Below are 21,391 nucleotides of genomic sequence, written 5' to 3'. Positions count from 1 at the left end.
AATTTCAATCCTTATTCACCAAATGTCCTTCTAAAACCATAAAATGGTCTGAAACTTTTTTCATAATAGCCTTTAGAGTCACTTGTTGCCAGCAATTCCATACGTGTGGTCGGGTATAACTGGTGAATGTGTTCAACCAATGCCTTTGCAATACCACGGCCTCTATAATCATGATGTGTAATTAATTCACAAAGATAGAGACTAACATGTCCATCTGTAATAGCTCTGGCACAACCAACAACCTGTTCTTCTTCAATATAGACGTAACTCTCACTATTTAACCATGCAGCAAGTGTCTGTTCATGACGTGCCACTAAATTGTCCCAACCTTCTGCTGCATTCATCTTTTGAATGGCATCAATATCATTTTCTTCAAACTTTCTAATCATTTTTTATCCTCTTTGTTTGATTTCGTCTTTTTAAGTAACGGCATTAAATCCGATTCGATGTGTGGTGCTAAAGTTTTAACAAAACTTTGTGTCATATGACCTTTATCTGAATACGCTATGACACCATCTATAACTGGTTCGCATCGCTCTTTTGGACAAATGTATTGAGTATAATCATAGTAATGTACATTCGAAGGTTTTTCTTTAAGTTTTGACCAGTCTGTCGTTTTTGGTACGACTTGATTTTTCGGTACAGTACATTTGATATTTTTTGCACCATTTTGAGCGACACATTCAGGTACACTATTTCTAAAGTAAGGTGTATCTCTTACACCAAATATTTCAATGCCTGCGCTCTGTAATTTATGAAACTGTTTAATATACCCTGGTGGTACAGTAGTGATATTAAAATATGATTTCTCAGCAGTTGTAAAGACGAGATCAGGATTCAACGCTTTTATCTTATCAATAATCGAATCATTCCATGCTTTACAGTCTGGACGTCCAACTGCTTTCTCTTCAAGGCTGCAGCCACTTCTCGTCATATTAACGATACGTATAGGATACTTTTCAGATATCATTTGCAATGCCCGTAACCAATGCGCTGAATGTGAGTCTCCAACGAGTGCTACTGTATATTTATAGTTATCTTTCTTACCATAGATACAGCTTTTAACTGTTTTCGATTTATCCTGAATATGACAACCATCCTTATAACTTTCCGGTATATCTTCTTTAGCTGACAAGACATTCTCACGTTTGGCTTTTATATCTTCTAATATTGGCATCATATCTTTTTCAACGTAAGGTGTTAGTGTTGATACAAATGTTTTTGTCATATGTGATTTATCAAAATAGGCGACAACATTCCCTACAACAGGTTCACAATAATCATCCGGACAGATTTTATCCGTATAATCTACAAAATGAACACCTTTTGGTTTTTCAGCAAGTTTTGACCAATCTGTTGTTTTTGGCACAACAAGTGCTTTCTCAACCTTGCAAAGATCACTATCACGACCATTTGCCTGAATACATTCAGGTACGTCCTTCCTGAAATAAGGTGTATCTCTTATTGCAAATATTTCAATACCACGCTCTGTAAAGGCATTAAACTGTTCGATGTAACCTTGCGGAACTTCAGTCACGTCGAAATACGAAATTTCGGCCATGGCTAACACAAGATCTGGCTGCTTTGCGCTTACTTTCTCAACCACTTGCTCATTCCACTTATCACAAGATGGTAAGCCTTTTCTATCAGTAGATAAACGACACCCACTCTTAGTTACGTTTAATAAGCGAATCTTATGCTTCCTAGCAATATCATGAACAGCTGTAAACCAATGTGTAGAATGGCTTCCACCAACAACTGCAACAGTATAATCATAACCTTTAGTAACACCATATTCGCAAATTTTCACTTCAGGAGAATTACTCGATACATGACAACCATCTTTATACGGCTGTGCCTGATCTTCTTTAATATTAGCATCCCGTGGGATATAAGGCTTTTCTTTAAAATCATTCATTTCAAAGACTTTTGCACCAGGATATTGATTTGATTTAGCAAGTGATTTACTTTTTTCTATTTCCTGATGCATATGGTTTTGCCATAATGAATTTAATCCAAGGACCGGCACTAAGCAAAGCAATATCACTAACAATACTGGCCATGAATTATTACGAGCTTTAAGTAAACGAATCGGACGCTCAATTAAGTGTGTGACTAATACTGATAATAAAAGTGACGCAGCTATAATCAGCAAGCCATGTAAAATAGATACGTGTTCATTGTTAAAGATTACATGGTAAAACGTCAGCAATACCCAATGCCATAAATAAAAGCCATATGAATAGCCGCCAAGCTTAACCATCCATTTTGAACCAAGTAACTGTTCCACACCAAATTTAGTACGATTTTCACCGGAAAGTAATATTAACACAGCAGATAACGTCGGCCATAATGCAATATAACCGGGGAACATCGTGGAAACTTCAAGTAAAATACCACAAAGTAGCAACATAATTAATCCAAACCAGCCTGCTACTGCAGACAAAAATGATGGCAATTTAATGCGCTGTATCATTAGACAGAGTATGCCACCTAAACTGAACTCCCATACGCGTGTACGTGTATCAAAATATGCCCATGGCTGATTAACTTGTGTAAGATAAATAGAGTAGCCTAGTGATACACTAAACAATATTACGAGTAGTACAAACAAAGGTTTTTTTATCTGTTGTTTAAATAAACGTGATAGTAAAATAGCGCACCATATTACAAAGAACCAAATCAAATAAAATTGTCCCTGTATACTCATCGCCCAGAAATGCTGTACAGGACTCTTCTCATTGCCTGCATCTAAATAATCCACCGATGTAAGTGCCAGTTGCCAGTTCTCATAGTACAATGCAGAAGCAAATACCTCTTTTATCGTCTGCATCCATCTCGCACCTGGCAAATAGAAATAACTTAATATAATCACAGTAAACAAGACAAAAAATGCTTGAGGCATCAACCTTTTTAACAGTCCCATAATAAACTCAAAGAAATTTACTGTGCCTGTCCTACGAAATTTAGAAAGTAGACTCGTCGTAATTAAAAAGCCACTTACGACAAAGAACACATCAACCCCACCAGAAACTTTACCTAACCATATATGATAGATTGCAACAAGCAATGCAGCAACTGCACGAAGACCTTCTATTTCTGGTCTGAACTTCTTTTTTGATACCGATTGGTCCTGAGTCATTTTATCACCTGTACGATTTTATTTTGCATAAAAATAAGTCAGGATTCATCCTGACTTCAAATCAATTATAATTCCACATTGTGATGTACTGTTTGTACATCTTCTAAATCTTCGATTGCATCGACTAGTTTCTCAAATACTTCTAAGTCGGCATCTGATAACTGTAATTCGTTTTGTGCAAGCATTGAAAGCTCTGCTACTGTAAACTCTTCAACGCCTGCTTCTTTTAACGCATTTTGGACAGCTGCAAATTGATCAGGTTCAGCATAAACGATTACGTGTCCATCTTCTTCTAACACGTCACGGACATCGATATCGGCTTCCATTAATAATTCTAATGTTTCGTCAGCTGTCTTACCATCAAAACCAAATACTGCAGTGTTTTCGAACATATAGCTTACTGAACCAGAAACACCCATGTTACCGCCATTCTTACCGAAAGCTGCACGCACATCACTTGCTGTACGGTTGACGTTATTCGTTAACGCATCAACAATTAACATTGATCCACCTGGCCCAAAACCTTCATAGCGTAATTCATCGAAATCCTCTTCGCCGCCACCTTTAGCTTTTTCAATGGCACGATCAATGATATGTTTTGGTACAGAATATGTTTTTGCACGTTCAAGTACGAATTTTAAATTTTGGTTTGATTCTGGATCTGGTTCACCAGATTTTGCTGCAACATAAATCTCACGACCAAATTTTGCATAAATACGACTCGTATTTTTATCTTTTGCTGCTTTCTTATCTTTAATATTGTTCCACTTACGACCCATTATATACACGCTTCTTTCAAATTAATATGTCATTATTATACACTTATATTTTCAATAGCACAAAACAAAAAAAAGGAAACACGACAAACGTGTATCCTCAAAATTCTTTAATGCTAATCTCTTAAAATACTTGCTAAACGTAAAATATCCATGATGATATTTAACAAGTTAATAAATAAGTTAAAGCCCATTTCACGTGGGGAAAATTGACCACGTTTCATTCTGTTAAAATCATAAATTGTATATAGTAAGAAAATCGCAAGACCTGCAATCGTAATCACGAGATGGAACATCGGTATTTGAATGAAAATTCCAGCAAAGCTTGCTAATACTAATACAATAAGCGCCGGGAATAATAGACGACCTAAGTTGGTTGCATCACCAACAACGAAGTAACCCATTGCACCGAATGCTAGGAATGCACCAATTGCTAACCCTACGTTCTGATAGAATACAGTTGGCCCGAGCGTTCCGATATAATACATAAATGAAGCATAACTTACTACGCCAAGTGCAAATGCCATTACGTTTGAAATGACTGCGCCAAATTTTCTTGAAGCTTTAACAAATAAAGAAATGATTACTAAAGCGAATATTAAGACTGAAACCATCATACGCATACCTGGTGGCACGAACTGTCCGACAAACGTTCCAGCCGCAAAAACCACCCAGTAATACATGAAATAAAGCCATGCATTTCTTATTGCAGAGCCATGTGACATTTGTCGTGGAGCCTGATAACTATAATTATTCATTAAATCCCTCATTCTTTTAAAAATTATTATTTTTGTATATATTATTTTACTTTGTTTCGTCATATTACACAAATATTGTGGACTTTATAGTTAAACTCTATACTATAAGGATATCCTATCAATATATTAAATTAATACTCAAAGTAAAAAAGACAACCCAAAGGCTGTCTAATCTAAACAAACATACTAAATATTAATATAAAGATGAGTCCACTCACTGAAATAATTGTTTCAAGCAATGTCCATGTTAACACTGTTTCTTTCACAGTTAATCCAAAGTACTCTTTAAACATCCAGAATCCTGCATCATTGACATGAGAGGCAATAACACTACCTGCACCTGTTGCGAGTACAACGAGCGCTAAATTCACATCACTTGATTCTAAGATTGGAATAACGATACCTGTCGTTGATATCGCAGCAACTGTCGCTGATCCTAAAGCGATACGTAATACTGCTGCAACCAGCCATGCCAGTAATATTGGAGAGAAGTCTGAATGCGTAAATAAAGTTTCAACATGTTTACCGACACCCCCATCAATCAAGACTTGTTTGAAAGCGCCACCTGCACCGATAATCAAGATCATCATCCCGATTGGATAGATGGCATCTGTCACTGACTGCATTACATCTTTCATTTGTCTGCCGCGATTTAATCCCATCGTAAATATCGCTAATATAATTGAAATCAACATTGCAGTTGATGCATCACCAATTAAGTAGATGGTTTTCATCAATGCATTTGGTGCTACGCCACCCGCTTCAACAATCAATTTCACTACTGTAGCAATTAACATTAAGATAACCGGGAATAAAGCAGTTAATGTACTGATAAAAAATCCTGGTGTGTCTTCAATTTTAAAATGTACATTTTTACCGAGTGATGAAATATCACCTTCACGTGTATAAGCAGTCGGTGCAATTTTCTGAGCAATTTTATTGAAGATTGGTCCCGCAATTATTGCAACCGGTATTCCGATAATAAAACCATATAATAATACTTCACCTAAATTTGCACCATATTCTTTGGCGATCATAACCGGCCCTGGATGGGGCGGTAAGAATCCGTGTGTTACTGATAACGCTGCCGCCATTGGAATACCTAAATAAAGTGCTGGTAATTTCGTTTCTTTTGCGATTGTATAGACGATTGGAATAAGCAATACTAATCCAACTTCAAAGAATAATGCGATACCAATAATAAATGATGCAACGACAACTGCCCACTGAATATGTTTTAAACCAAACTTGTCGATCAATGTGTGCGCGATACGCGTTGCACCACCTCCATCAGCAAGTAATTTCCCGAGCATCGCACCAAGTCCAAAGATAAGTGCGATATGTCCAAGCGTTCCGCCCATACCTGCCTCAATTGTTGCCACTACTTTATCTAGCGGCATCCCTAATAACAATGCTGTCGTAAATGCTGTAACAATTAATGAGATAAAGGTATTTAACTTCAGTCCCATAATAAGAAATAACAATAGTAGTATTGCGATAAATACCGTGATTAGCGGCCATTGTGCTGTCATAAAATTCATTCTGTTTCATTCCCTTCATGATTTCTCTGGAAGTTTGCCATATCTAGATAAACATCCATCAATTGATTCGTTACTTTCATATAAATCGGTAATATTTCACGGTAGATCACTACATGCTCGTGAATCGGTTTGTGCGGTTTTGTAACGCCCACCATATCACTGATGTGATTGAAATCCGGTTTAATACCAAGTGCCACTTGTCCAAGTGTAACTGCGCCTAAACATGAACTTTCAACACTTTCAGGAACAATCACTTCATGTTCAAATATATCCGCCATCATTTGACGCCAGAGTGCACTTTTCGCAAATCCACCTGTTGCTTTCAACGTCTTTACTTCACCATCCATCAATACACCTAATGCGATAAATACGGTATATAGATTAAAGATGACACCTTCTAAAGCAGCACGTATCATATGCTCTTTTTTATGTGATAATGTCAGGCCGAAGAATGAACCGCGTACATTGGCATTCCAGTAAGGTGCACGTTCTCCGGCTAAAAATGGATGGAAGATCAACCCATTACTCGCTGGTGGTACACGTTCAGCAATCTTTGTAAGCACTTCATAGCTATCTATACCTAGACGTTTTGCAGTTTCTACTTCACTGGATGCAAATTCATCACGAATCCAGCGTAACACGACGCCACCATTATTGACCGGTCCGCCAATAACCCACTTATCTTTCGTTAATGCATAGCAAAATAATCTGCCGTGTGCATCTGTCTTCGGTGCATCGATCACAGTACGAATAGCACCACTCGTACCGATTGTTACAGCAACTTCTCCAGGTTTGAAGGCATCAACACCTAAATTACTTAATACACCGTCACTTGCTCCAATGACAAATGGCGTATCAGGGCTAATCCCCATCAGTCTCGCATATTCAACATTAAGACCGGTAATGACTTCTGTCGTATCTACCGCTTCTGAGAAATTGGCTTTTGTAAGTCCAAGGAGCTCAAGCACGGCTTCATCATAGTCTAATGTATTGATATTAAATAATCCTGTCGCACTTAATATCGAATAATCTTCTACGTAACGATTAAATAATTTGAAGAACACATATCCTTTAATACCGATAAATTTATTCGCAGCACGAAATGTATCTACCTCTTCATGTTTAAACCACATCAGTTTACTTAAAGGACTCATTGGATGAATTGGTGTACCTGTGCGCTGATAAATGGATAGACCATCATATTCTCGATTGAGCAGTTCACTGTATTTATAACTACGATTATCGGCCCATGTAATACTATTCGTCAGTGGTTGATGTGCCTCATCCATTAATATCAGACTATGCATCGCACTCGAAAAACTTACAAAAGCTATTTCATCTTCTTTAGCTTTACTTATCTTTACAACGTGAGCAATCGTCTCTATCACTGCATCAAATATTTGCTGAACATCTTGCTCAGCTATATCACTATGTGGGGTAAGTAATGGATATTCTTTATGATGGACTGCAATGATTTCTCCACGCATGTTATAAAGTACACTCTTCGTACTTGTCGTACCGATATCAACACCGATCATATACATTTAAATATCCTCCTTCGTTTGAGAGTAGAATAAATCATCCACCTCATCATTTAAATCATCAAAATTAATGTGCAGCACTTTCTTATATAACTTTCTGTCCTGGGTACGTACTGCTTTAATATACATCTCATGATTATTAAATATTCGTTCAAAATCTGCTTTATCTTCATTCATTCGTTGCTGCATTGAAATGAGATTAAGGATTAACATATTGGGTTTAATCGCCTGCCATAGTTTTTCTAACTGCTGATGATGAATGGATTCAATCATCGTCTGATGAAATAAAATATCCTGCATCGCAAATTCTGCAGCATCATTAAATTTAACCGCAACACGCATCATCTCAAGTTTCTTTTCAAGTTCGAGTACTAATGTTTCTATTGTTGCCTGATCAATTTTCTCAAATGCAAACCCTTCAATCATAATACGCATATCGTACAATTCCTGAATATCTTTATCCGATAAAGCACACACTACAGCACCCATACGTTCTAATCGAATCAGGTGATCATTTGCGAGAATCTTTAATGCATCACGAATAGGTGACCGACTCACTTCATATAATGTAGCTAATTGATTTTCAGATAGTTTTTCGTTGCCTTTTACCTCACCTGAAATAATCTTATATCTTAAATGAAAAGCGATACGTTCTCCTGACGCTAAATTTTCTATCCACTGTTTCGGTAGCATTCTTTCCACCCCGTCTACTTGTATACAAGTATATTACTTTAAAGTTTTATTTTTGTAAACGGTTACTTTGAAGCGTTTACAAAATTGTCACTAAAAAAGATATAAAAAATACACGGTTTAAACATTAAACCGTGCAAATATCTCTATTTTAAAAGTTGATTGAGGGCTTGAATACCATCATGGAATTCATGTTTGCCACTTTGTTCTGTAATCAACTGAATTTCCGGGAACTTTTCTTGCCAGCATTTCTGATGACTGATATGAACGCGGTCATCATCTTCTGACTGTATATGATATAAGGGGGCTGCTACTTTTAATTCACCAGTTATGATATTTTGTGGATCACTAAATTTCTCATCGCAGCCGAAATATGGTGAACCAATCATGATTACTTTTTCGATGTTGTGCTGTACTGTGTTTTCGGTTAAATATTTTGTAATAACCGTGCCACCAAACGAATGACCAATTAATATAACCGGTTCATCCATCGGTACTTCAGCTAAACTCTGTATGAATACTTTCACCCAGTTATCATAAATTTGTCCGTTGTCTCTTGGATAATCACTTGCATGCCAGATGTATTCCGGTATCTCTTCTTTCGTCTTTCTGATGAGCGGATTACTACCACTCGTTACCGACTGTACGCCGGCACTATGCACAAATACAATGTGTTTCATCTTCATCCCTCCATAAAAAAAATTCGGATAAACTAATATTAGTTTACCCGAATATGTATCATTTAATTAAAAGATATGTGTAACAAAATTAACGATATAAAAAACAATTGCTGCAAGTATAGCTGAAATTGGCATCGTAATTACCCAAGTAATGATCATACGTTGTGCTGTTGTCCATTTTACACCTTTCACACGGTGACTTGACCCGACACCTAAAATTGATGATGATACAACGTGTGTTGTTGATACTGGTAAGTGAATATGTGTTGCACCAAAGATAATTAAAGCTGATGATAAATCTGCCGCAACACCGTTTGCTGGTCTGATCTTCATAATGTTACCACCAACAGTTTTAATAATCTTCCATCCACCAACTGCTGTACCAAGTCCCATTGCTGCAGCACATGATAACTGTACCCACCATTGTGGTTCAGTACTACCTGTTTGCATACCCGCAGAGATTAATGCCATCGTAATAATCCCCATCGCCTTCTGGGCATCGTTAGAACCATGTGCGAAAGCTTGGGCTGCTGCTGTAAAGATTTGTACAACTCTGAAACTACGATTTGTTTTAGTCAGATTCGCATTTTTAAATAATGTTTTAATAATCGTATACATAATATATCCGACGATAAATGCAAGTAGTGGTGAAATAATTAATCCGAAAACAATTTTCGTAAATCCAGCATATTCTAATATGCCAAATCCACCAGAGGCAACTGCAGCACCTGCAATTGATCCGATTAATGTATGAGATGATGAACTTGGAATTCCATAATACCAAGTAAGTAAGTTCCAAGTGATTGCACTAATTAATGCCGCTAATATTACTACTTGACCATTTTGTAACGTAAACGGGTCAACGATATCTTTTGTTACTGTCTTAGCTACACCGTGGAAGAGAATCGCTCCGATGAAGTTCAGTACAGCTGCCATTAGAATTGCATGACGAGGCTTTAACGCTTTAGTAGAAACTGCTGTTGCAATTGCATTTGCCGTATCGTGGAAACCATTGATAAAGTCAAAGGCTAACGCGAAGAACACAATCGCAAACGTAAAAATAATAATCGGTTCCATAAAAATGCTCCTTAACTATTTTTCATAATGATTGATTCAAGTATATTTGCTACTGCCTGACATTTATCAGCGATATCTTCTAAAGACTGATAGATGTCTTTAACTTTCATCACAGTTAAAGGATCTGTTTCTACAGATAAGATATGTTTAATTGATTGTCTTAAAATACCATCACAGTTTGTTTCATGCTCTTTAATATTAATAGAGTGTACACGCACGTGAGATAACTTCTTCTCAGCAACAAGTGTCACTGCTGTCTTAATTTCCTTTGTACAACCTTGAATGTTCTGAACAAATTCAGCCATATACTCATCTGAATATTCGATAGAATACATTTCAAACATCGCTGACGTCTCTTCCATGCCATCCATAACATCATCAATAGCATTGGATAAAGCAAGAATATCTTCACGTTCAATCGGTGTAATAAATGTTTGATTTAAGTCAGAAATCATCTGATGCATTAACTCATCACCATTTGTTTCGTATGCTTTAATATTGTCTGCATATTTTTTCAGATCAAACGCATTATGAAACGTCATCTCACCAAATGCAATCGCTGCACGATCCAGATTTTCTGCCATCGCTTCTAATTGCACTGCAAACTTATCTTTCTTTCTGTTAAACATCGTAAATCCTCCCATTAATAAAAAACATATTTTATGACTACAACGATATTCTATAGGAAAAAACAGTGAAAGCATAGTGTTTTGTAAAAATAAAGTAAACTATTTATAGTAAACGTTTACTATATTACAGTATTGTAAATTTAGTGTTTCAGTATTGTAAACTTGTCTGAAAAGTAAAAAAATAGACACCCTGATGCATAGTACATCAGGATGCCATTTTGCCTTTATTTTGTATATTTCTTCTCAATACCTTTTTCCTTTTCTTCCTGGAAACGTTCGATACGCATCTCCACATCAAATATCTTCATCGTTAAATGATGAATGGGTGCCTGCGTAAGCATATAAACAAGCCATGGTAACGTCGGCTCATAATCATGTAGCGCAATGATTAACGTATCCGTACCTTTTAGTCGTCTGAATTCCATACGTGCCCTACTATCAACGTGTGCATGATGTAATACACCGCCTGTTATATTATAGACAATGCGATTGTCATCAGATTTCTCATCATCTTTTTCAAGCGTTAAGATATGCTTCTTAACACCATATATTTCAAAGCGACCGTCATTTTCTTTTACTTCTACAAAGTCCAGTGCCATGTCACTTAACCATGCAAAGTAATGTTTACTCACACGTTCAACCGTCCAGCTGGAAGGCATTAATGTACGCTGAATGCTACGGACATCATTCGATTTAGAGTTTTGGGTTTGCGCAACGATACCTTTTCGTTTAACGGGTGTCTTTGTGATTTGAACTGGTGTTTTATAGCTTTTCAGGATATTAATCGTTTCTTCATCCTCACCTGTACCGCTCACGTAAATGATCGCCTTTAAGTTTGTCGCTTCTGCCGCACGTGCAAAGTTATCAGCACTGATTGCATTAATATCCTGAAACGTCGCATCATTCAGCTTGTTAGAGCGTTTTGTCGGGTCTAAAAAATATACACCAAAGTCCACTTGACCGAGTGCATCTATACAGTCATTCAATGAGAACATATCTCCTGTGACCCAATGCATATCTGCTTTGCTGTCTTCAGCAGGATATTTACTCATCGCATAAATTTCATAATCATCTTTTAAATACTCATATAAGTTTTTACCGATATAACCTGTCGCACCTGTTAGTAATAAACGTGGTTTCATCTTTTGACCTCCATACGGTTATTTCTTATATTGTACCCAATTTCTTATATGCATAAAAATGATTTATTAATTTTTATCCTGCTTTATCTTAATTTCAGGTATCTTCTCTTTTACAGTATTTGATGAATAAGGTGACTGACTTGTATGATTACCGAGAAACATCATGAGTTTACGATATGTCAGACGAGATTCTTTCAGCTCCATATGAAACTGATATTGATGGCGTAATCCATGCGTGTCATCAAAAAATGAATAGGCGTATGGTACATTGTTTGCTTTTAGCACTTTCACCAGTTCATGCGCCTGAGAATCAAATGGATCAGCATCGCCAACCGTTAGAAAGGTCGGTGGATATCGCTTCGTAATATTTGCTGTCGTACTGAGCTGCTCAATCGGTTTGAATTGCTTCTCCCAATGCTTTTCACCGGTATAGCTCTCCATAAACAGTTCTATACGTGGGAACTTTGTCGCACGCACAGTCTGCATATTATATAGCCCTCCAAACAATACTACTGCTTTCAGTTGATTGGCTTTAAACACAGGCTTTTGCTGCATATCATGCATCAGTTTATTATTCGTATGCATCGCTGCAAACTGACTTGCAATTTGAGCACCAGCAGAATCACCACCGATGATAATCTGAGTAAAATCAATCGGTAATTGATGATCATTTTTCTTTAAGAATTTTGCCGCTGCTAATTCCTGCAGAATAGGTGTTGGATATTGGTTTCCCGGTGCCAATGCATAATTGATATTCGCTACAATAAATCCCTTCTCTGCAATCTGTGCAAGATACGGATTTTTATGGCGTTTATCTCCAGCAATAAATCCACCACCGTGTGTCCACATAATAAGCGGTAATTTATCACCTTTTTTGATGTTTTTCGGCATAATGATATCCATCTGTGATAACGGGGCAATATCGCTATATGTAACGTTTCTTAGCATCTTTACATTTGATGCTTCTATCGCACGCTCATTCAGTAAAGCATTTTCTGATAATCTCGCATCATCACTAATATGCCATCCCATCATCACACTGATTCCCATCGTTATCAACGCAATTAAAATTATGTAAATTAAATATCTTTTCTTCAATGCAACCGCCCTTTCTCGTAGGTCATTATTATAGCATAACACCTAAAATGATAAAAAAATAAAATGGGGCAATCCCCATTTTATCTTTATGCGATATGATTTTTACCTTTTTTCTTTCGATCAAAGTATTTCTTTGCAATACCGATACATAAAATAATACCGACATAGCCTAATAATGGATAAGCAGTTTGAACTAATTTAGAAAATCCTACAAAACTTAATAAGTATGATAGTCCCATTAAACTAAATAACATTATTTTATATTTTTTAGAATATGGTTCAGAAAATCTTGCAATAAATGAGTACATTAATCCTGCAATCGTATTATATATTACCATCAACATAATTATACTTAAAGCAATTCCAAGAATTGGATGAATCGCTTTACCTAATATTAATGTTGGTATTGCAGAATTATTAATCTTATCTAATTCACTTAATAATCCTGAGTTCACCATCAATAATAGTATTAATAACGTAATTCCACCAATTGTTGCACCTTTTCCTGCAACTCTCATACGACTAGCGTCTCCACCTATCGCTGCGAGTATACTAAATCCACTTGCAAAAGCAAGACCTCCATAATTAAGTCCTGACCACCACCACAATGAACTTTCTGGTAAGAATGAAAGTTTAAATGGTTGTTTATCAGTATTAATATGACTTTGAATCTCTCCAAATGATATCGAACCTTTAAAGAAATAATATACAGCAATCGTAGTTACTGCAATTATTAAAAAAGGTGTTACTATACCTAACGCACCAATTATTTTACTAAAATCTAATAATAAAGTAATAATAATCGCTATTACCATAATTAGTGATCCTAACCATATAGGTAGACCAAAACTTTCATGTGCTGCACTACCTGCACCAGCAACCATGATTGTAGCTAAACCATATAAGAAAAATACTAAAAGATAGTCAATCACTTTTCCAAATTTTTTACCAAATAGGTATTGAATCGTAGATTCATGATTCTCTGCATCTAAACCATAACCTAACTTTACAGTTTGGCGTCCAAAGAAAGTGAGCATCAAGCCAGCGATTAATATAGCTAGGTAACTATATATACCATAGTTCGTAAAAAATGTTAAAACTTCTTGACCTGTAGAAAAACCTGCACCTACAATAACACCTACATACGCGAAGCCAATTTTTATTGCTTCTATATTATTTTTACTCATCAAAACGCTCCTTTATCGTATTTAAAAAACATGCCTGTTAAGACAGACATGTTTGTTTACCCTGCTATTATATTAATAAAACATTATTTTGAATGTTCTTCCGGAAGTCCGAACGTTTCACCCTCAGGTGCCACAGATTTCGTAATAAATAATGCTGTGATTAGACCGATAACTGTTAAGGCAATCGCAAACCAATATGCATGATGCACCCCTGTCGTTAATGCTTCATTAACTTGGGTCATCGATGGGTTTGAAATCCCTTCTAGCGCTTTCTTTTGACCATGTGTCATAATACTTACGAACACTGAAATACCCATCGCACCAGCAATTGGCTGAATCATATTACCGATTGCCGTACCATGTGGGTATAGTTTCTTCGGTAACTGATTGATTGCATTCGTGTGACTTGGCATCATAATCATTGAAATACTCACCATTAATACCATATAGACAACGATGAAGACATAAACGCTGATACCAGGATGAATGGTTGAATAGAATAGCATGACAAGTGCCAGTACAAACATTCCAGGAATAATCATTTTTCTTGGCCCTAGTTTATCAAAGATACGTCCCATAACAGGACTCATCGCACCATTTAATAATGCCCCGGGTAATAAAATCATACCTGCCACTTTTGCACTAAATGCCATCGGACCTTGTAAATACATCGGCATCACGATTTCTGAAGCAAACATAGCCATTACAACGACAACAAAGATGAACATCCCACGCGCATAGTTTGCATATTTAAATACAGAAAGATCAAGTAATGGATCAGCAAGTTTACGTTGTCTTAATGCAAACAATACCATCGCTACAATTCCGACAATAATAAATGTAAGAATCATCGGATTACCAAATCCACCTTTAGCTGTACTTACTGAACTGAACCCATAAATGATACCAGCTACACCAATAGTCGATAACACGACAGATAAAATATCAATCTTCGGTTTCGTTACTTCACCGACATTTTCCAGGTAACGCATAGCAAATATAATTGAGAAGATGACAAATGGCACAACCGAGAAGAATAACCAGCGCCAGCCTAAAGTATCAACGATAACGCCTGATAACGTCGGACCAATCGCTGGAGCGAACATCATCACAAGACCAAAATTCCCCATTACTTTACCACGCTCATGCGGCGGAAATAAATTCAGCATCGCATTCATGATCGTTGGAATAAGTAGTCCCGTACCTGCAGCTTGTATCATACGACCTGCAAGAATCATCGGAAAGTTGACAGCAAAACCTGCAATCAATGTTCCGATTAAAAATAAAGACATTAAACCGATAAATAAGTGCCTCGTTGTAAACCATTGTATAAGTGATGCAGATAACGGCATCAATACGCCCATCACCAGCATAAATCCAGTAGCTAGCCACTGAACGGTAGGTGCATCTACATTAAATACGCGCATTATTTCCGTTAATGCGATATTCAGTAACGTTTCATTTAAGAACGTAAAGAATGCACCAATTAAAAAAGTAATCATTATAATTGTTGATTTTTTCATGTTTCCTCCAAAAAAATAATGAGCTAGCGCTCAATACTCTCCTTTTATTTGTCTATACATCTTACAACATTAAATAATACGAATCAATAACAAAACATCATGTTAGTATAAAATTACATTATCACCACTAAATTTTACAAACTAAATAATAATTATACAATCAATAACTTTGTGAATCAGTAAAATAATATTATAATGAAGATAACTTATATTAAGGGAGCGATTAGAGTGGAATTAAACAAACAAGTTGTACATATGTTCTTGAAAGAAGCGCATGTAAGAGATTTTGAAGATATGTCACCAGAACCAACAACAATGCACCGATTAGATTATGAACAAAGTGAACAAGATCCAAGTCTTTATGAATTTAGATTAACATTTATGTTCGGACACTTTGGTACTCAAGTAGACGGCGTTATCGAAGCAGCAATCCTGATCCAAAGTGAAGATGGCAGTGAAGTTGATGTTATTTCAGAAATTAAGAAGGAAGAAGGCATGTTTGCAATTCCTTTATATGCGAAAGCGTCATCAATTATTACAAAACTATCTGAAGACCGTGGACAATTCCCGATTATCGTCCCAATTGAATTATGGTTAGAAGAATAAAATAGGCGTTAGACAAAGCAAAAGCGTAATGACATCGGTCATTACGCTTTCTTTGATATTTGATTGAAATCAACGACCACTTTATCTAACTTTTTAGCAGCTTGCTTTAACATATTTCTTGCAACCTGATTTTTAGGATCAAGCTTTAATATTTGTTTCGCTGTATCAAATGCTTCTTTATCCGTAATCACCGGCTCTGGCACAGCATATAAAAATAAGAGTTGTAACAAACTTTTCACTTCATTGCTATCGGTCATTTCAACAGAACGCATTGCATGATAATATGCACTATTAAATGCGCCGTTTACTTCACTTAAAGGATAAACTAACAGTAAGAATGCTAAATCGTGTAGTTCCACTGTTTCTGTATCTTTCATACATTCTAATATAAACGTATAATACATCACAGATTCACTATCATGACAGGCACTTACAAATGCTTCTTCAAACATCATAAAGTCAGTCGATTGCATCAATGCTTTAGCAGATTCAAAATCTCCACTTAACACGTAATATTCTATTTTTTCCTGTAATTCTACGCGCATTTGATGCACCTCCTCATGATTGAATAGCCATGTTATTGTAACATAGAAACGCGTAAATTCCTATTTAAAAAATTCATTGCAATAATGACATTATTTCATATAGGTAATCTTGCGCCAAATCCATTCGAGAGGGCCCTGTTTAAACTTTTTGAAATAAATACTTGTAAAAATCATCTGGAACAACACGATTGCAAGTGCAACAAGATATACTTGTGCAATTGATAATTGACCATATTGTCTAAATACATAAAATACGATGAACATTAATAAACTCTGCATAATATATAATGTAAAGCTCATCTTCCCCATACGTTGAAATGGCTCAAATAATTTCTTTACTGCTGGATACTCGCACAGTAACGTGACCCATATAATGTAGCTTATAGATAACAATACCCCACCATAATAAATAAAATCATAAGAAGCCATCACATTGATTTCGTAAGCAATCATTAAATATTTCAAAGTAATGCCTACAAATGCAAAGACAAATGAAATCACGAACATCGTCACTTTATGTTCTGTTATTTCCTTCAATAGATTCGCACGTTTCACATACATCCCTAATAATACAAAAGGCATGATCGTTAAGAAATAACTCAGCGTTGTACCTGGATTAATGATTGCAAACCCCTGATAGAAGAAATCACTATTATATTGAACAATATTGCTTAAGTTACCGCTCGACATCACTTTAATCCATTCATTTTGTGAAGTTTCAAAACTTACGAGTTCTTTACCGAAGAAATCCGGCTGCATAAATATCGCAAACATACTCGGTAATGCTCTCATCATATTCAATACAATTAATATTATCGCTGTGATGAGCGTAATAATATTTGGAAACAGTAAAAATATTATTGCAGCAAGTCCTATGACAGCATAGACATTTAAAATATCGCCATAGAACAAGAAGAAACCATGTAAAAGTCCAAATACGAGTAATGCTGCCATCCTTCTATATAACACTGGAATAAAGTTACCACCACGACCTTTAATATTTTCTGCCATTATGGCTAAACCGAAGCCAAATAAAAACGCGAATATCGGATAAAATGAGTTATGAATAAAAATAATATTTAACTTATATAACCACTGATCAAGCGGCGATTTAAAATACACTAAAGGATCCGTATAAACTTCATTCATATGGAAGCCCACGATATTCATAAATAATATCCCGATTATACTCATACCTCGAAGTATATCAATGCTATCGATACGCTTATTCATTTAACTTTTTCACAACTTCACTTTTTAAGTTTAACTGACCAAAGCCATCCACTTTACCATCAATGTCATGACCATTTTCCGGTTCGATAATACGGATACTTTTTACTTTCGTACCTTTCTTAATGACGGATGAAGTCCCTTTAACCTTTAAATCTTTTATAATAGTAGCACTATCTCCATCATTTAAAATATTTCCTACACTATCCTTAATAACCGCTGTCTCTTCAACTTCAGGATTAATCGGCCATTCATGTGCGCACATTGGGCATACATAATTTAAGCCATCCTCGTATGTATATTCTGAACCACATTTCGGACAATTTGGTAAACTCATTATTTTTCCTCCTATTAATTAACGTATGGTATACCTTCTATAACTAATAATTCTATCTTCATATCTAAACCACCACTGAAACCAGTGAGCTTACCGCTCTTTCCGATTACACGATGGCATGGTACTACAATCATAACAGGATTTGCACCAATTGCACCACCGACAGCACGAATCGCTTTCGGGTTATCAATCATCTCACTGATATCACTGTAACTTCTTGATTCACCGAAAGGTATATTTAAAAGTGCTTCCCAGATTGATTTCTGAAATTCAGTACCATGCAGATCAAGCGGCCAGTTAAAGTGCTTTAACTCACCTTGAAAATAACGTTCGATATCTCTTATATACTCATTATTTTTCTCATCAGCAGGGTAACCTGTTACACGCTCTGCATCAGGAATAAATCGCTTGATATGATGATCAACATATTCTGTCGTGTCATCATTTGCAAAGAAGATAACACCTAAGTCGCTTGATGCTAATACGTAACCGCGTTCATTAATATCAAACTGACTAATATAAATATTCATATTACGCTCCTTTTAACGGTGAATTCAAACCAAAAGCAGGACGCTCCATATCAACATGTGGAATTAAATCGACAAAGTAGACGTCAGATACTGTGTTAAATCCGAAACTACCGTAAAATCTTTCTAAATGTGCCTGCCCTTGGAGATGTAAATTTAAATAATGATGATGTGTATCAATATATTGTAACGCCTGATCCATCAATTCTTTAGCAAGACCCGTACCACGGAAATCAGGATGCACGATAACACGACCAATATGTACCGTATCCGCTTCAGGAATAATACGCGCATACGCAGCAATTACACCATCAACATCTTTATACATATGCACGCATGATAAATCCTTCTCATCGATTTCTTCATAATAGCACTGCTGCTCTACGATAAAAGTATCTACCCTAAGTTTATATATCTTGTAAATCTCCAAAGGTTTAAGCTCTTCAAATAATTTATAATGCCACATATCCCTCAACCCCTTTATATGTTTATTTGATTGTATTATAAGGATAGAAAATAATAAAGTTTAAATAGAAAACGTCCGATAATTTGAGCATATCGGACTTGTTTTTTGATTTTACGCGATTATGAGGTGCGTCTTGTCCGATTTAAGTCATATATCGGACTTGTTTTTTGATTTTACGCGATTATGAGGTGCGTCTTGTCCGATTTAAGTCATATATCGGACTTGTTTTTTGATTTTACGCGATTATGAGGTGCGTCTTGTCCGATTTAAGTCGTTTATCGGACTTGTTTTTACTCTGTTCTCTCACTTATAAATACATATTTACTAATCGCGTATATTAAAAGCATAATTGGAATAATCCATGCTATAACCGATAGATTTATTGAATCTATTCTTAGCCATTTTAAAATATAATAGCTCGCCATTACTGTTGCAGTGATGAACAATAGAAATCGATGATCAAATTCATATTTTAACTTTATCGTAAATTCGTCTTCTATAATTACTTCTCCATTTTCGTTCATATTTTCTTTATGTTTTTTGTATCTATTCCATGTCCCTAAGCATACACCACCTAAATAAAAAATTAAAAAATCATAATGAATCTTTTCATTAAGAATAATGTGATCTAACAATTCTAATATAATTAATAATGAAAATACTATCATTAAATTTTTATAGTAAGTTTTCTTTGTCGCTTTTTTTACGTACATTTTTAACACGCTCCAAATTATGATTTAGCATTTCTATATAACCAAAAGCCAATTGCATACGATGCCATCATTAACAAAAGTACAATCGATAAATTTCCAACTGAAACCGTTTCTATTTTTAACGGTATCGCTATAAATAAGAAAATTACTGGGATATAAAATAGGAGTACAGGTAACGCTAAAGTATTATATTTATTAGCTATTAATTCATCTCGTTCATCTGTAAGTTTTGTATCAAGATTACCTGGATTCTTTTTCTTAGAGATAATAAAAATGAAAATATAGGCTATTATTGCACCTGTCAATGGTGGTATATAACTATCAATATCATAAGCTGAATTAGGATCTTTAAAATATTTAATATAAAAAGTAGATAATACTAATACTGCACAATAAACGACTGCATTACGAATCATCTTCCTTCTCGTCATTCCTTTTTTCATTTTAATCCTCCTCCAGTTTAAATAGCGCATCAATTGGTACATTGAAGTACTGCATAAGCTTTAAAGCAAGTTCTAAACTTGGGTTATATTTATGATTTTCTATTGCGTTAATCGTTTGGCGTGTAATATCTAGATCCTTGGCCATTTGAACCTGAGAAATATTACGTGACGTCCGATGTTCTTTAATATAATTGATAACGATGGTGATCACCTACTTAGTTAATACTTATTTTACGAGTTAATTTTATGAAATATAGTATATCCGATTTCGTAAATCATTAATAAAATCCACCATGCAATCGAAAGTTGAAAAAAAGATATGCTTTCAATTTTAAATGGTAATGCTAACAACATAAATAAACATGGCAAGTATAAAAATAGAAAAGGAAATACTAATGTATTATATTCCTTTGATAACATTTCATCTCGCTCATCCGTAACTTTAGTATTCAAGTTTCCCGGGTGTTTCTTTTTTGATATGAAGTAGACAATAATAGTTCCTGTTAATGCTCCTATAAACATCGGCATATAAGCATTTATATCATACAATTTTTCTGGATGCATAAAATAATTAATATAATAATTACTCATTAATATTCCTAAACAAGCTATCAGTGAATTTCTAATTTGCTTTTTTCTCGTTAAATTTTTGGCAATCATAATAATCCCCCTTTGTTAAAACTGTAAAGATATCTTTACAGATAATATACAATAATTAACATCATATGTAAAGATATCTT

At 35.4% G+C, this 21,391-nt stretch carries 24 protein-coding genes; 1 reads left to right on the top strand and 23 read right to left on the bottom strand.

Features of this window, described 5'->3' with window-relative positions; genetic code table 11:
• Nucleotides 1-11 precede the first annotated feature (11 nt).
• From KFV12_RS03355 to KFV12_RS03290, 14 genes are all read right to left on the bottom strand, one after another.
• Nucleotides 12-389, bottom strand: coding sequence for a GNAT family N-acetyltransferase (locus KFV12_RS03355; RefSeq protein WP_254257299.1), 378 nt, complete (start codon nucleotides 387-389; stop codon nucleotides 12-14).
• Complete coding sequence (locus KFV12_RS03350) at nucleotides 386-3,142, bottom strand: acyltransferase family protein (RefSeq protein WP_254257298.1); 2,757 nt, start codon at nucleotides 3,140-3,142, stop codon at nucleotides 386-388. The genes KFV12_RS03355 and KFV12_RS03350 overlap by 4 nt, the downstream gene beginning before the upstream one ends.
• Nucleotides 3,143-3,207: 65 nt before the next feature.
• Nucleotides 3,208-3,921, bottom strand: a complete 714-nt coding sequence (locus tag KFV12_RS03345; protein ID WP_099581170.1) for a YebC/PmpR family DNA-binding transcriptional regulator — start codon at nucleotides 3,919-3,921, stop codon at nucleotides 3,208-3,210.
• 113 nt (nucleotides 3,922-4,034) lie between these two features.
• Nucleotides 4,035-4,676, bottom strand: a complete 642-nt coding sequence (locus KFV12_RS03340; RefSeq protein ID WP_111714196.1) for a Bax inhibitor-1/YccA family protein — start codon at nucleotides 4,674-4,676, stop codon at nucleotides 4,035-4,037.
• Nucleotides 4,677-4,849: 173 nt separating this feature from the next.
• Nucleotides 4,850-6,208 (bottom strand): gluconate:H+ symporter, encoded by a 1,359-nt coding sequence (locus KFV12_RS03335; protein WP_133454260.1) that lies wholly within the window; start codon nucleotides 6,206-6,208, stop codon nucleotides 4,850-4,852.
• A 5-nt stretch (nucleotides 6,209-6,213) separates the two neighbouring features.
• The gene (gene gntK / locus KFV12_RS03330) at nucleotides 6,214-7,761 is read right to left on the bottom strand and encodes a gluconokinase (protein ID WP_254257297.1); all 1,548 of its coding nucleotides are present in this window, start codon (nucleotides 7,759-7,761) and stop codon (nucleotides 6,214-6,216) included.
• Nucleotides 7,762-8,451 carry a GntR family transcriptional regulator gene (locus KFV12_RS03325; RefSeq protein ID WP_254257296.1) on the bottom strand — a complete coding sequence of 230 codons (690 nt, stop codon included), beginning with the start codon at nucleotides 8,449-8,451 and terminating at the stop codon, nucleotides 7,762-7,764. It abuts the gene before it with no gap.
• Between the two features lie 143 nt (nucleotides 8,452-8,594).
• On the bottom strand, nucleotides 8,595-9,128 hold the full coding sequence (locus KFV12_RS03320) for an alpha/beta hydrolase (RefSeq protein WP_254257295.1): 534 nt from the start codon (nucleotides 9,126-9,128) through the stop codon (nucleotides 8,595-8,597).
• Nucleotides 9,129-9,194: 66 nt separating this feature from the next.
• On the bottom strand, nucleotides 9,195-10,205 hold the full coding sequence (locus tag KFV12_RS03315; RefSeq protein WP_239242405.1) for an inorganic phosphate transporter: 1,011 nt from the start codon (nucleotides 10,203-10,205) through the stop codon (nucleotides 9,195-9,197).
• Between the two features lie 11 nt (nucleotides 10,206-10,216).
• Nucleotides 10,217-10,834 carry a DUF47 domain-containing protein gene (locus KFV12_RS03310; protein ID WP_111714190.1) on the bottom strand — a complete coding sequence of 206 codons (618 nt, stop codon included), beginning with the start codon at nucleotides 10,832-10,834 and terminating at the stop codon, nucleotides 10,217-10,219.
• 224 nt (nucleotides 10,835-11,058) lie between these two features.
• The gene (locus tag KFV12_RS03305) at nucleotides 11,059-11,976 is read right to left on the bottom strand and encodes an NAD-dependent epimerase/dehydratase family protein (protein WP_111714189.1); all 918 of its coding nucleotides are present in this window, start codon (nucleotides 11,974-11,976) and stop codon (nucleotides 11,059-11,061) included.
• 66 nt (nucleotides 11,977-12,042) lie between these two features.
• Entirely contained in the window at nucleotides 12,043-13,074 is a 1,032-nt protein-coding gene (locus tag KFV12_RS03300) for an alpha/beta hydrolase (RefSeq protein ID WP_254257294.1), read from the bottom strand.
• Between the two features lie 86 nt (nucleotides 13,075-13,160).
• Nucleotides 13,161-14,261, bottom strand: coding sequence for a YkvI family membrane protein (locus KFV12_RS03295; protein WP_111714188.1), 1,101 nt, complete (start codon nucleotides 14,259-14,261; stop codon nucleotides 13,161-13,163).
• An 83-nt stretch (nucleotides 14,262-14,344) separates the two neighbouring features.
• Nucleotides 14,345-15,784, bottom strand: coding sequence for a DHA2 family efflux MFS transporter permease subunit (locus KFV12_RS03290; protein ID WP_254257293.1), 1,440 nt, complete (start codon nucleotides 15,782-15,784; stop codon nucleotides 14,345-14,347).
• Between the two features lie 228 nt (nucleotides 15,785-16,012).
• Here KFV12_RS03290 and KFV12_RS03285 point away from each other — a divergent pair, with 228 nt between their 5' ends.
• Complete coding sequence (locus tag KFV12_RS03285; protein WP_099581192.1) at nucleotides 16,013-16,390, top strand: hypothetical protein; 378 nt, start codon at nucleotides 16,013-16,015, stop codon at nucleotides 16,388-16,390.
• Between the two features lie 41 nt (nucleotides 16,391-16,431).
• Here the strand turns inward: KFV12_RS03285 and KFV12_RS03280 are convergent, their stop codons facing one another.
• The 9 genes from KFV12_RS03280 to KFV12_RS03240 form a co-directional block, all read right to left on the bottom strand.
• The gene (locus tag KFV12_RS03280) at nucleotides 16,432-16,935 is read right to left on the bottom strand and encodes a hypothetical protein (RefSeq protein ID WP_099581194.1); all 504 of its coding nucleotides are present in this window, start codon (nucleotides 16,933-16,935) and stop codon (nucleotides 16,432-16,434) included.
• Between the two features lie 90 nt (nucleotides 16,936-17,025).
• Nucleotides 17,026-18,168, bottom strand: a complete 1,143-nt coding sequence (locus tag KFV12_RS03275) for a DUF418 domain-containing protein (RefSeq protein WP_254257292.1) — start codon at nucleotides 18,166-18,168, stop codon at nucleotides 17,026-17,028.
• Nucleotides 18,161-18,505: a zinc ribbon domain-containing protein YjdM gene (locus KFV12_RS03270; protein ID WP_146608854.1), complete on the bottom strand. Its 345-nt coding sequence runs from the start codon at nucleotides 18,503-18,505 to the stop codon at nucleotides 18,161-18,163. Before KFV12_RS03270 ends, KFV12_RS03275 begins: the two co-directional genes overlap by 8 nt.
• Before the next feature lie 11 nt (nucleotides 18,506-18,516).
• Nucleotides 18,517-19,032 carry a methylated-DNA--[protein]-cysteine S-methyltransferase gene (locus tag KFV12_RS03265; protein WP_111714184.1) on the bottom strand — a complete coding sequence of 172 codons (516 nt, stop codon included), beginning with the start codon at nucleotides 19,030-19,032 and terminating at the stop codon, nucleotides 18,517-18,519.
• 1 nt (nucleotide 19,033) lies between these two features.
• Nucleotides 19,034-19,495 carry a GNAT family N-acetyltransferase gene (locus KFV12_RS03260; RefSeq protein ID WP_254257291.1) on the bottom strand — a complete coding sequence of 154 codons (462 nt, stop codon included), beginning with the start codon at nucleotides 19,493-19,495 and terminating at the stop codon, nucleotides 19,034-19,036.
• 290 nt (nucleotides 19,496-19,785) lie between these two features.
• On the bottom strand, nucleotides 19,786-20,208 hold the full coding sequence (locus KFV12_RS03255) for a hypothetical protein (RefSeq protein WP_254257290.1): 423 nt from the start codon (nucleotides 20,206-20,208) through the stop codon (nucleotides 19,786-19,788).
• A 17-nt stretch (nucleotides 20,209-20,225) separates the two neighbouring features.
• Nucleotides 20,226-20,651 carry a DUF2178 domain-containing protein gene (locus KFV12_RS03250; RefSeq protein ID WP_170122418.1) on the bottom strand — a complete coding sequence of 142 codons (426 nt, stop codon included), beginning with the start codon at nucleotides 20,649-20,651 and terminating at the stop codon, nucleotides 20,226-20,228.
• 1 nt (nucleotide 20,652) lies between these two features.
• Nucleotides 20,653-20,859 carry a helix-turn-helix transcriptional regulator gene (locus tag KFV12_RS03245; RefSeq protein ID WP_436970161.1) on the bottom strand — a complete coding sequence of 69 codons (207 nt, stop codon included), beginning with the start codon at nucleotides 20,857-20,859 and terminating at the stop codon, nucleotides 20,653-20,655.
• Between the two features lie 23 nt (nucleotides 20,860-20,882).
• On the bottom strand, nucleotides 20,883-21,311 hold the full coding sequence (locus KFV12_RS03240) for a hypothetical protein (protein WP_096077221.1): 429 nt from the start codon (nucleotides 21,309-21,311) through the stop codon (nucleotides 20,883-20,885).
• Between the last annotated feature and the right edge of the window lie 80 nt (nucleotides 21,312-21,391).

Source organism: Macrococcus epidermidis (assembly GCF_024205965.1).
Lineage (GTDB): Bacteria > Bacillota > Bacilli > Staphylococcales > Staphylococcaceae > Macrococcoides > Macrococcoides epidermidis.
Note: the sequence above shows the minus strand (reverse complement) of the source record. Positions and strands in the feature narration are given on the sequence as shown.

Coding starts and splice junctions, on each gene's coding strand:
- KFV12_RS03355 (WP_254257299.1), bottom strand. CDS start 389: ATGATTAGAAAGTTTGAAGAAAATGATATTGATGCCATTCAAAAGATG.
- KFV12_RS03350 (WP_254257298.1), bottom strand. CDS start 3,142: ATGACTCAGGACCAATCGGTATCAAAAAAGAAGTTCAGACCAGAAATA.
- KFV12_RS03345 (WP_099581170.1), bottom strand. CDS start 3,921: ATGGGTCGTAAGTGGAACAATATTAAAGATAAGAAAGCAGCAAAAGAT.
- KFV12_RS03340 (WP_111714196.1), bottom strand. CDS start 4,676: ATGAATAATTATAGTTATCAGGCTCCACGACAAATGTCACATGGCTCT.
- KFV12_RS03335 (WP_133454260.1), bottom strand. CDS start 6,208: ATGACAGCACAATGGCCGCTAATCACGGTATTTATCGCAATACTACTA.
- gntK (WP_254257297.1), bottom strand. CDS start 7,761: ATGTATATGATCGGTGTTGATATCGGTACGACAAGTACGAAGAGTGTA.
- KFV12_RS03325 (WP_254257296.1), bottom strand. CDS start 8,451: ATGCTACCGAAACAGTGGATAGAAAATTTAGCGTCAGGAGAACGTATC.
- KFV12_RS03320 (WP_254257295.1), bottom strand. CDS start 9,128: ATGAAACACATTGTATTTGTGCATAGTGCCGGCGTACAGTCGGTAACG.
- KFV12_RS03315 (WP_239242405.1), bottom strand. CDS start 10,205: ATGGAACCGATTATTATTTTTACGTTTGCGATTGTGTTCTTCGCGTTA.
- KFV12_RS03310 (WP_111714190.1), bottom strand. CDS start 10,834: ATGTTTAACAGAAAGAAAGATAAGTTTGCAGTGCAATTAGAAGCGATG.
- KFV12_RS03305 (WP_111714189.1), bottom strand. CDS start 11,976: ATGAAACCACGTTTATTACTAACAGGTGCGACAGGTTATATCGGTAAA.
- KFV12_RS03295 (WP_111714188.1), bottom strand. CDS start 14,261: ATGAGTAAAAATAATATAGAAGCAATAAAAATTGGCTTCGCGTATGTA.
- KFV12_RS03290 (WP_254257293.1), bottom strand. CDS start 15,784: ATGAAAAAATCAACAATTATAATGATTACTTTTTTAATTGGTGCATTC.
- KFV12_RS03280 (WP_099581194.1), bottom strand. CDS start 16,935: ATGCGCGTAGAATTACAGGAAAAAATAGAATATTACGTGTTAAGTGGA.
- KFV12_RS03275 (WP_254257292.1), bottom strand. CDS start 18,168: ATGAATAAGCGTATCGATAGCATTGATATACTTCGAGGTATGAGTATA.
- KFV12_RS03265 (WP_111714184.1), bottom strand. CDS start 19,032: ATGAATATTTATATTAGTCAGTTTGATATTAATGAACGCGGTTACGTA.
- KFV12_RS03260 (WP_254257291.1), bottom strand. CDS start 19,495: ATGTGGCATTATAAATTATTTGAAGAGCTTAAACCTTTGGAGATTTAC.
- KFV12_RS03255 (WP_254257290.1), bottom strand. CDS start 20,208: ATGTACGTAAAAAAAGCGACAAAGAAAACTTACTATAAAAATTTAATG.
- KFV12_RS03250 (WP_170122418.1), bottom strand. CDS start 20,651: ATGAAAAAAGGAATGACGAGAAGGAAGATGATTCGTAATGCAGTCGTT.
- KFV12_RS03240 (WP_096077221.1), bottom strand. CDS start 21,311: ATGATTGCCAAAAATTTAACGAGAAAAAAGCAAATTAGAAATTCACTG.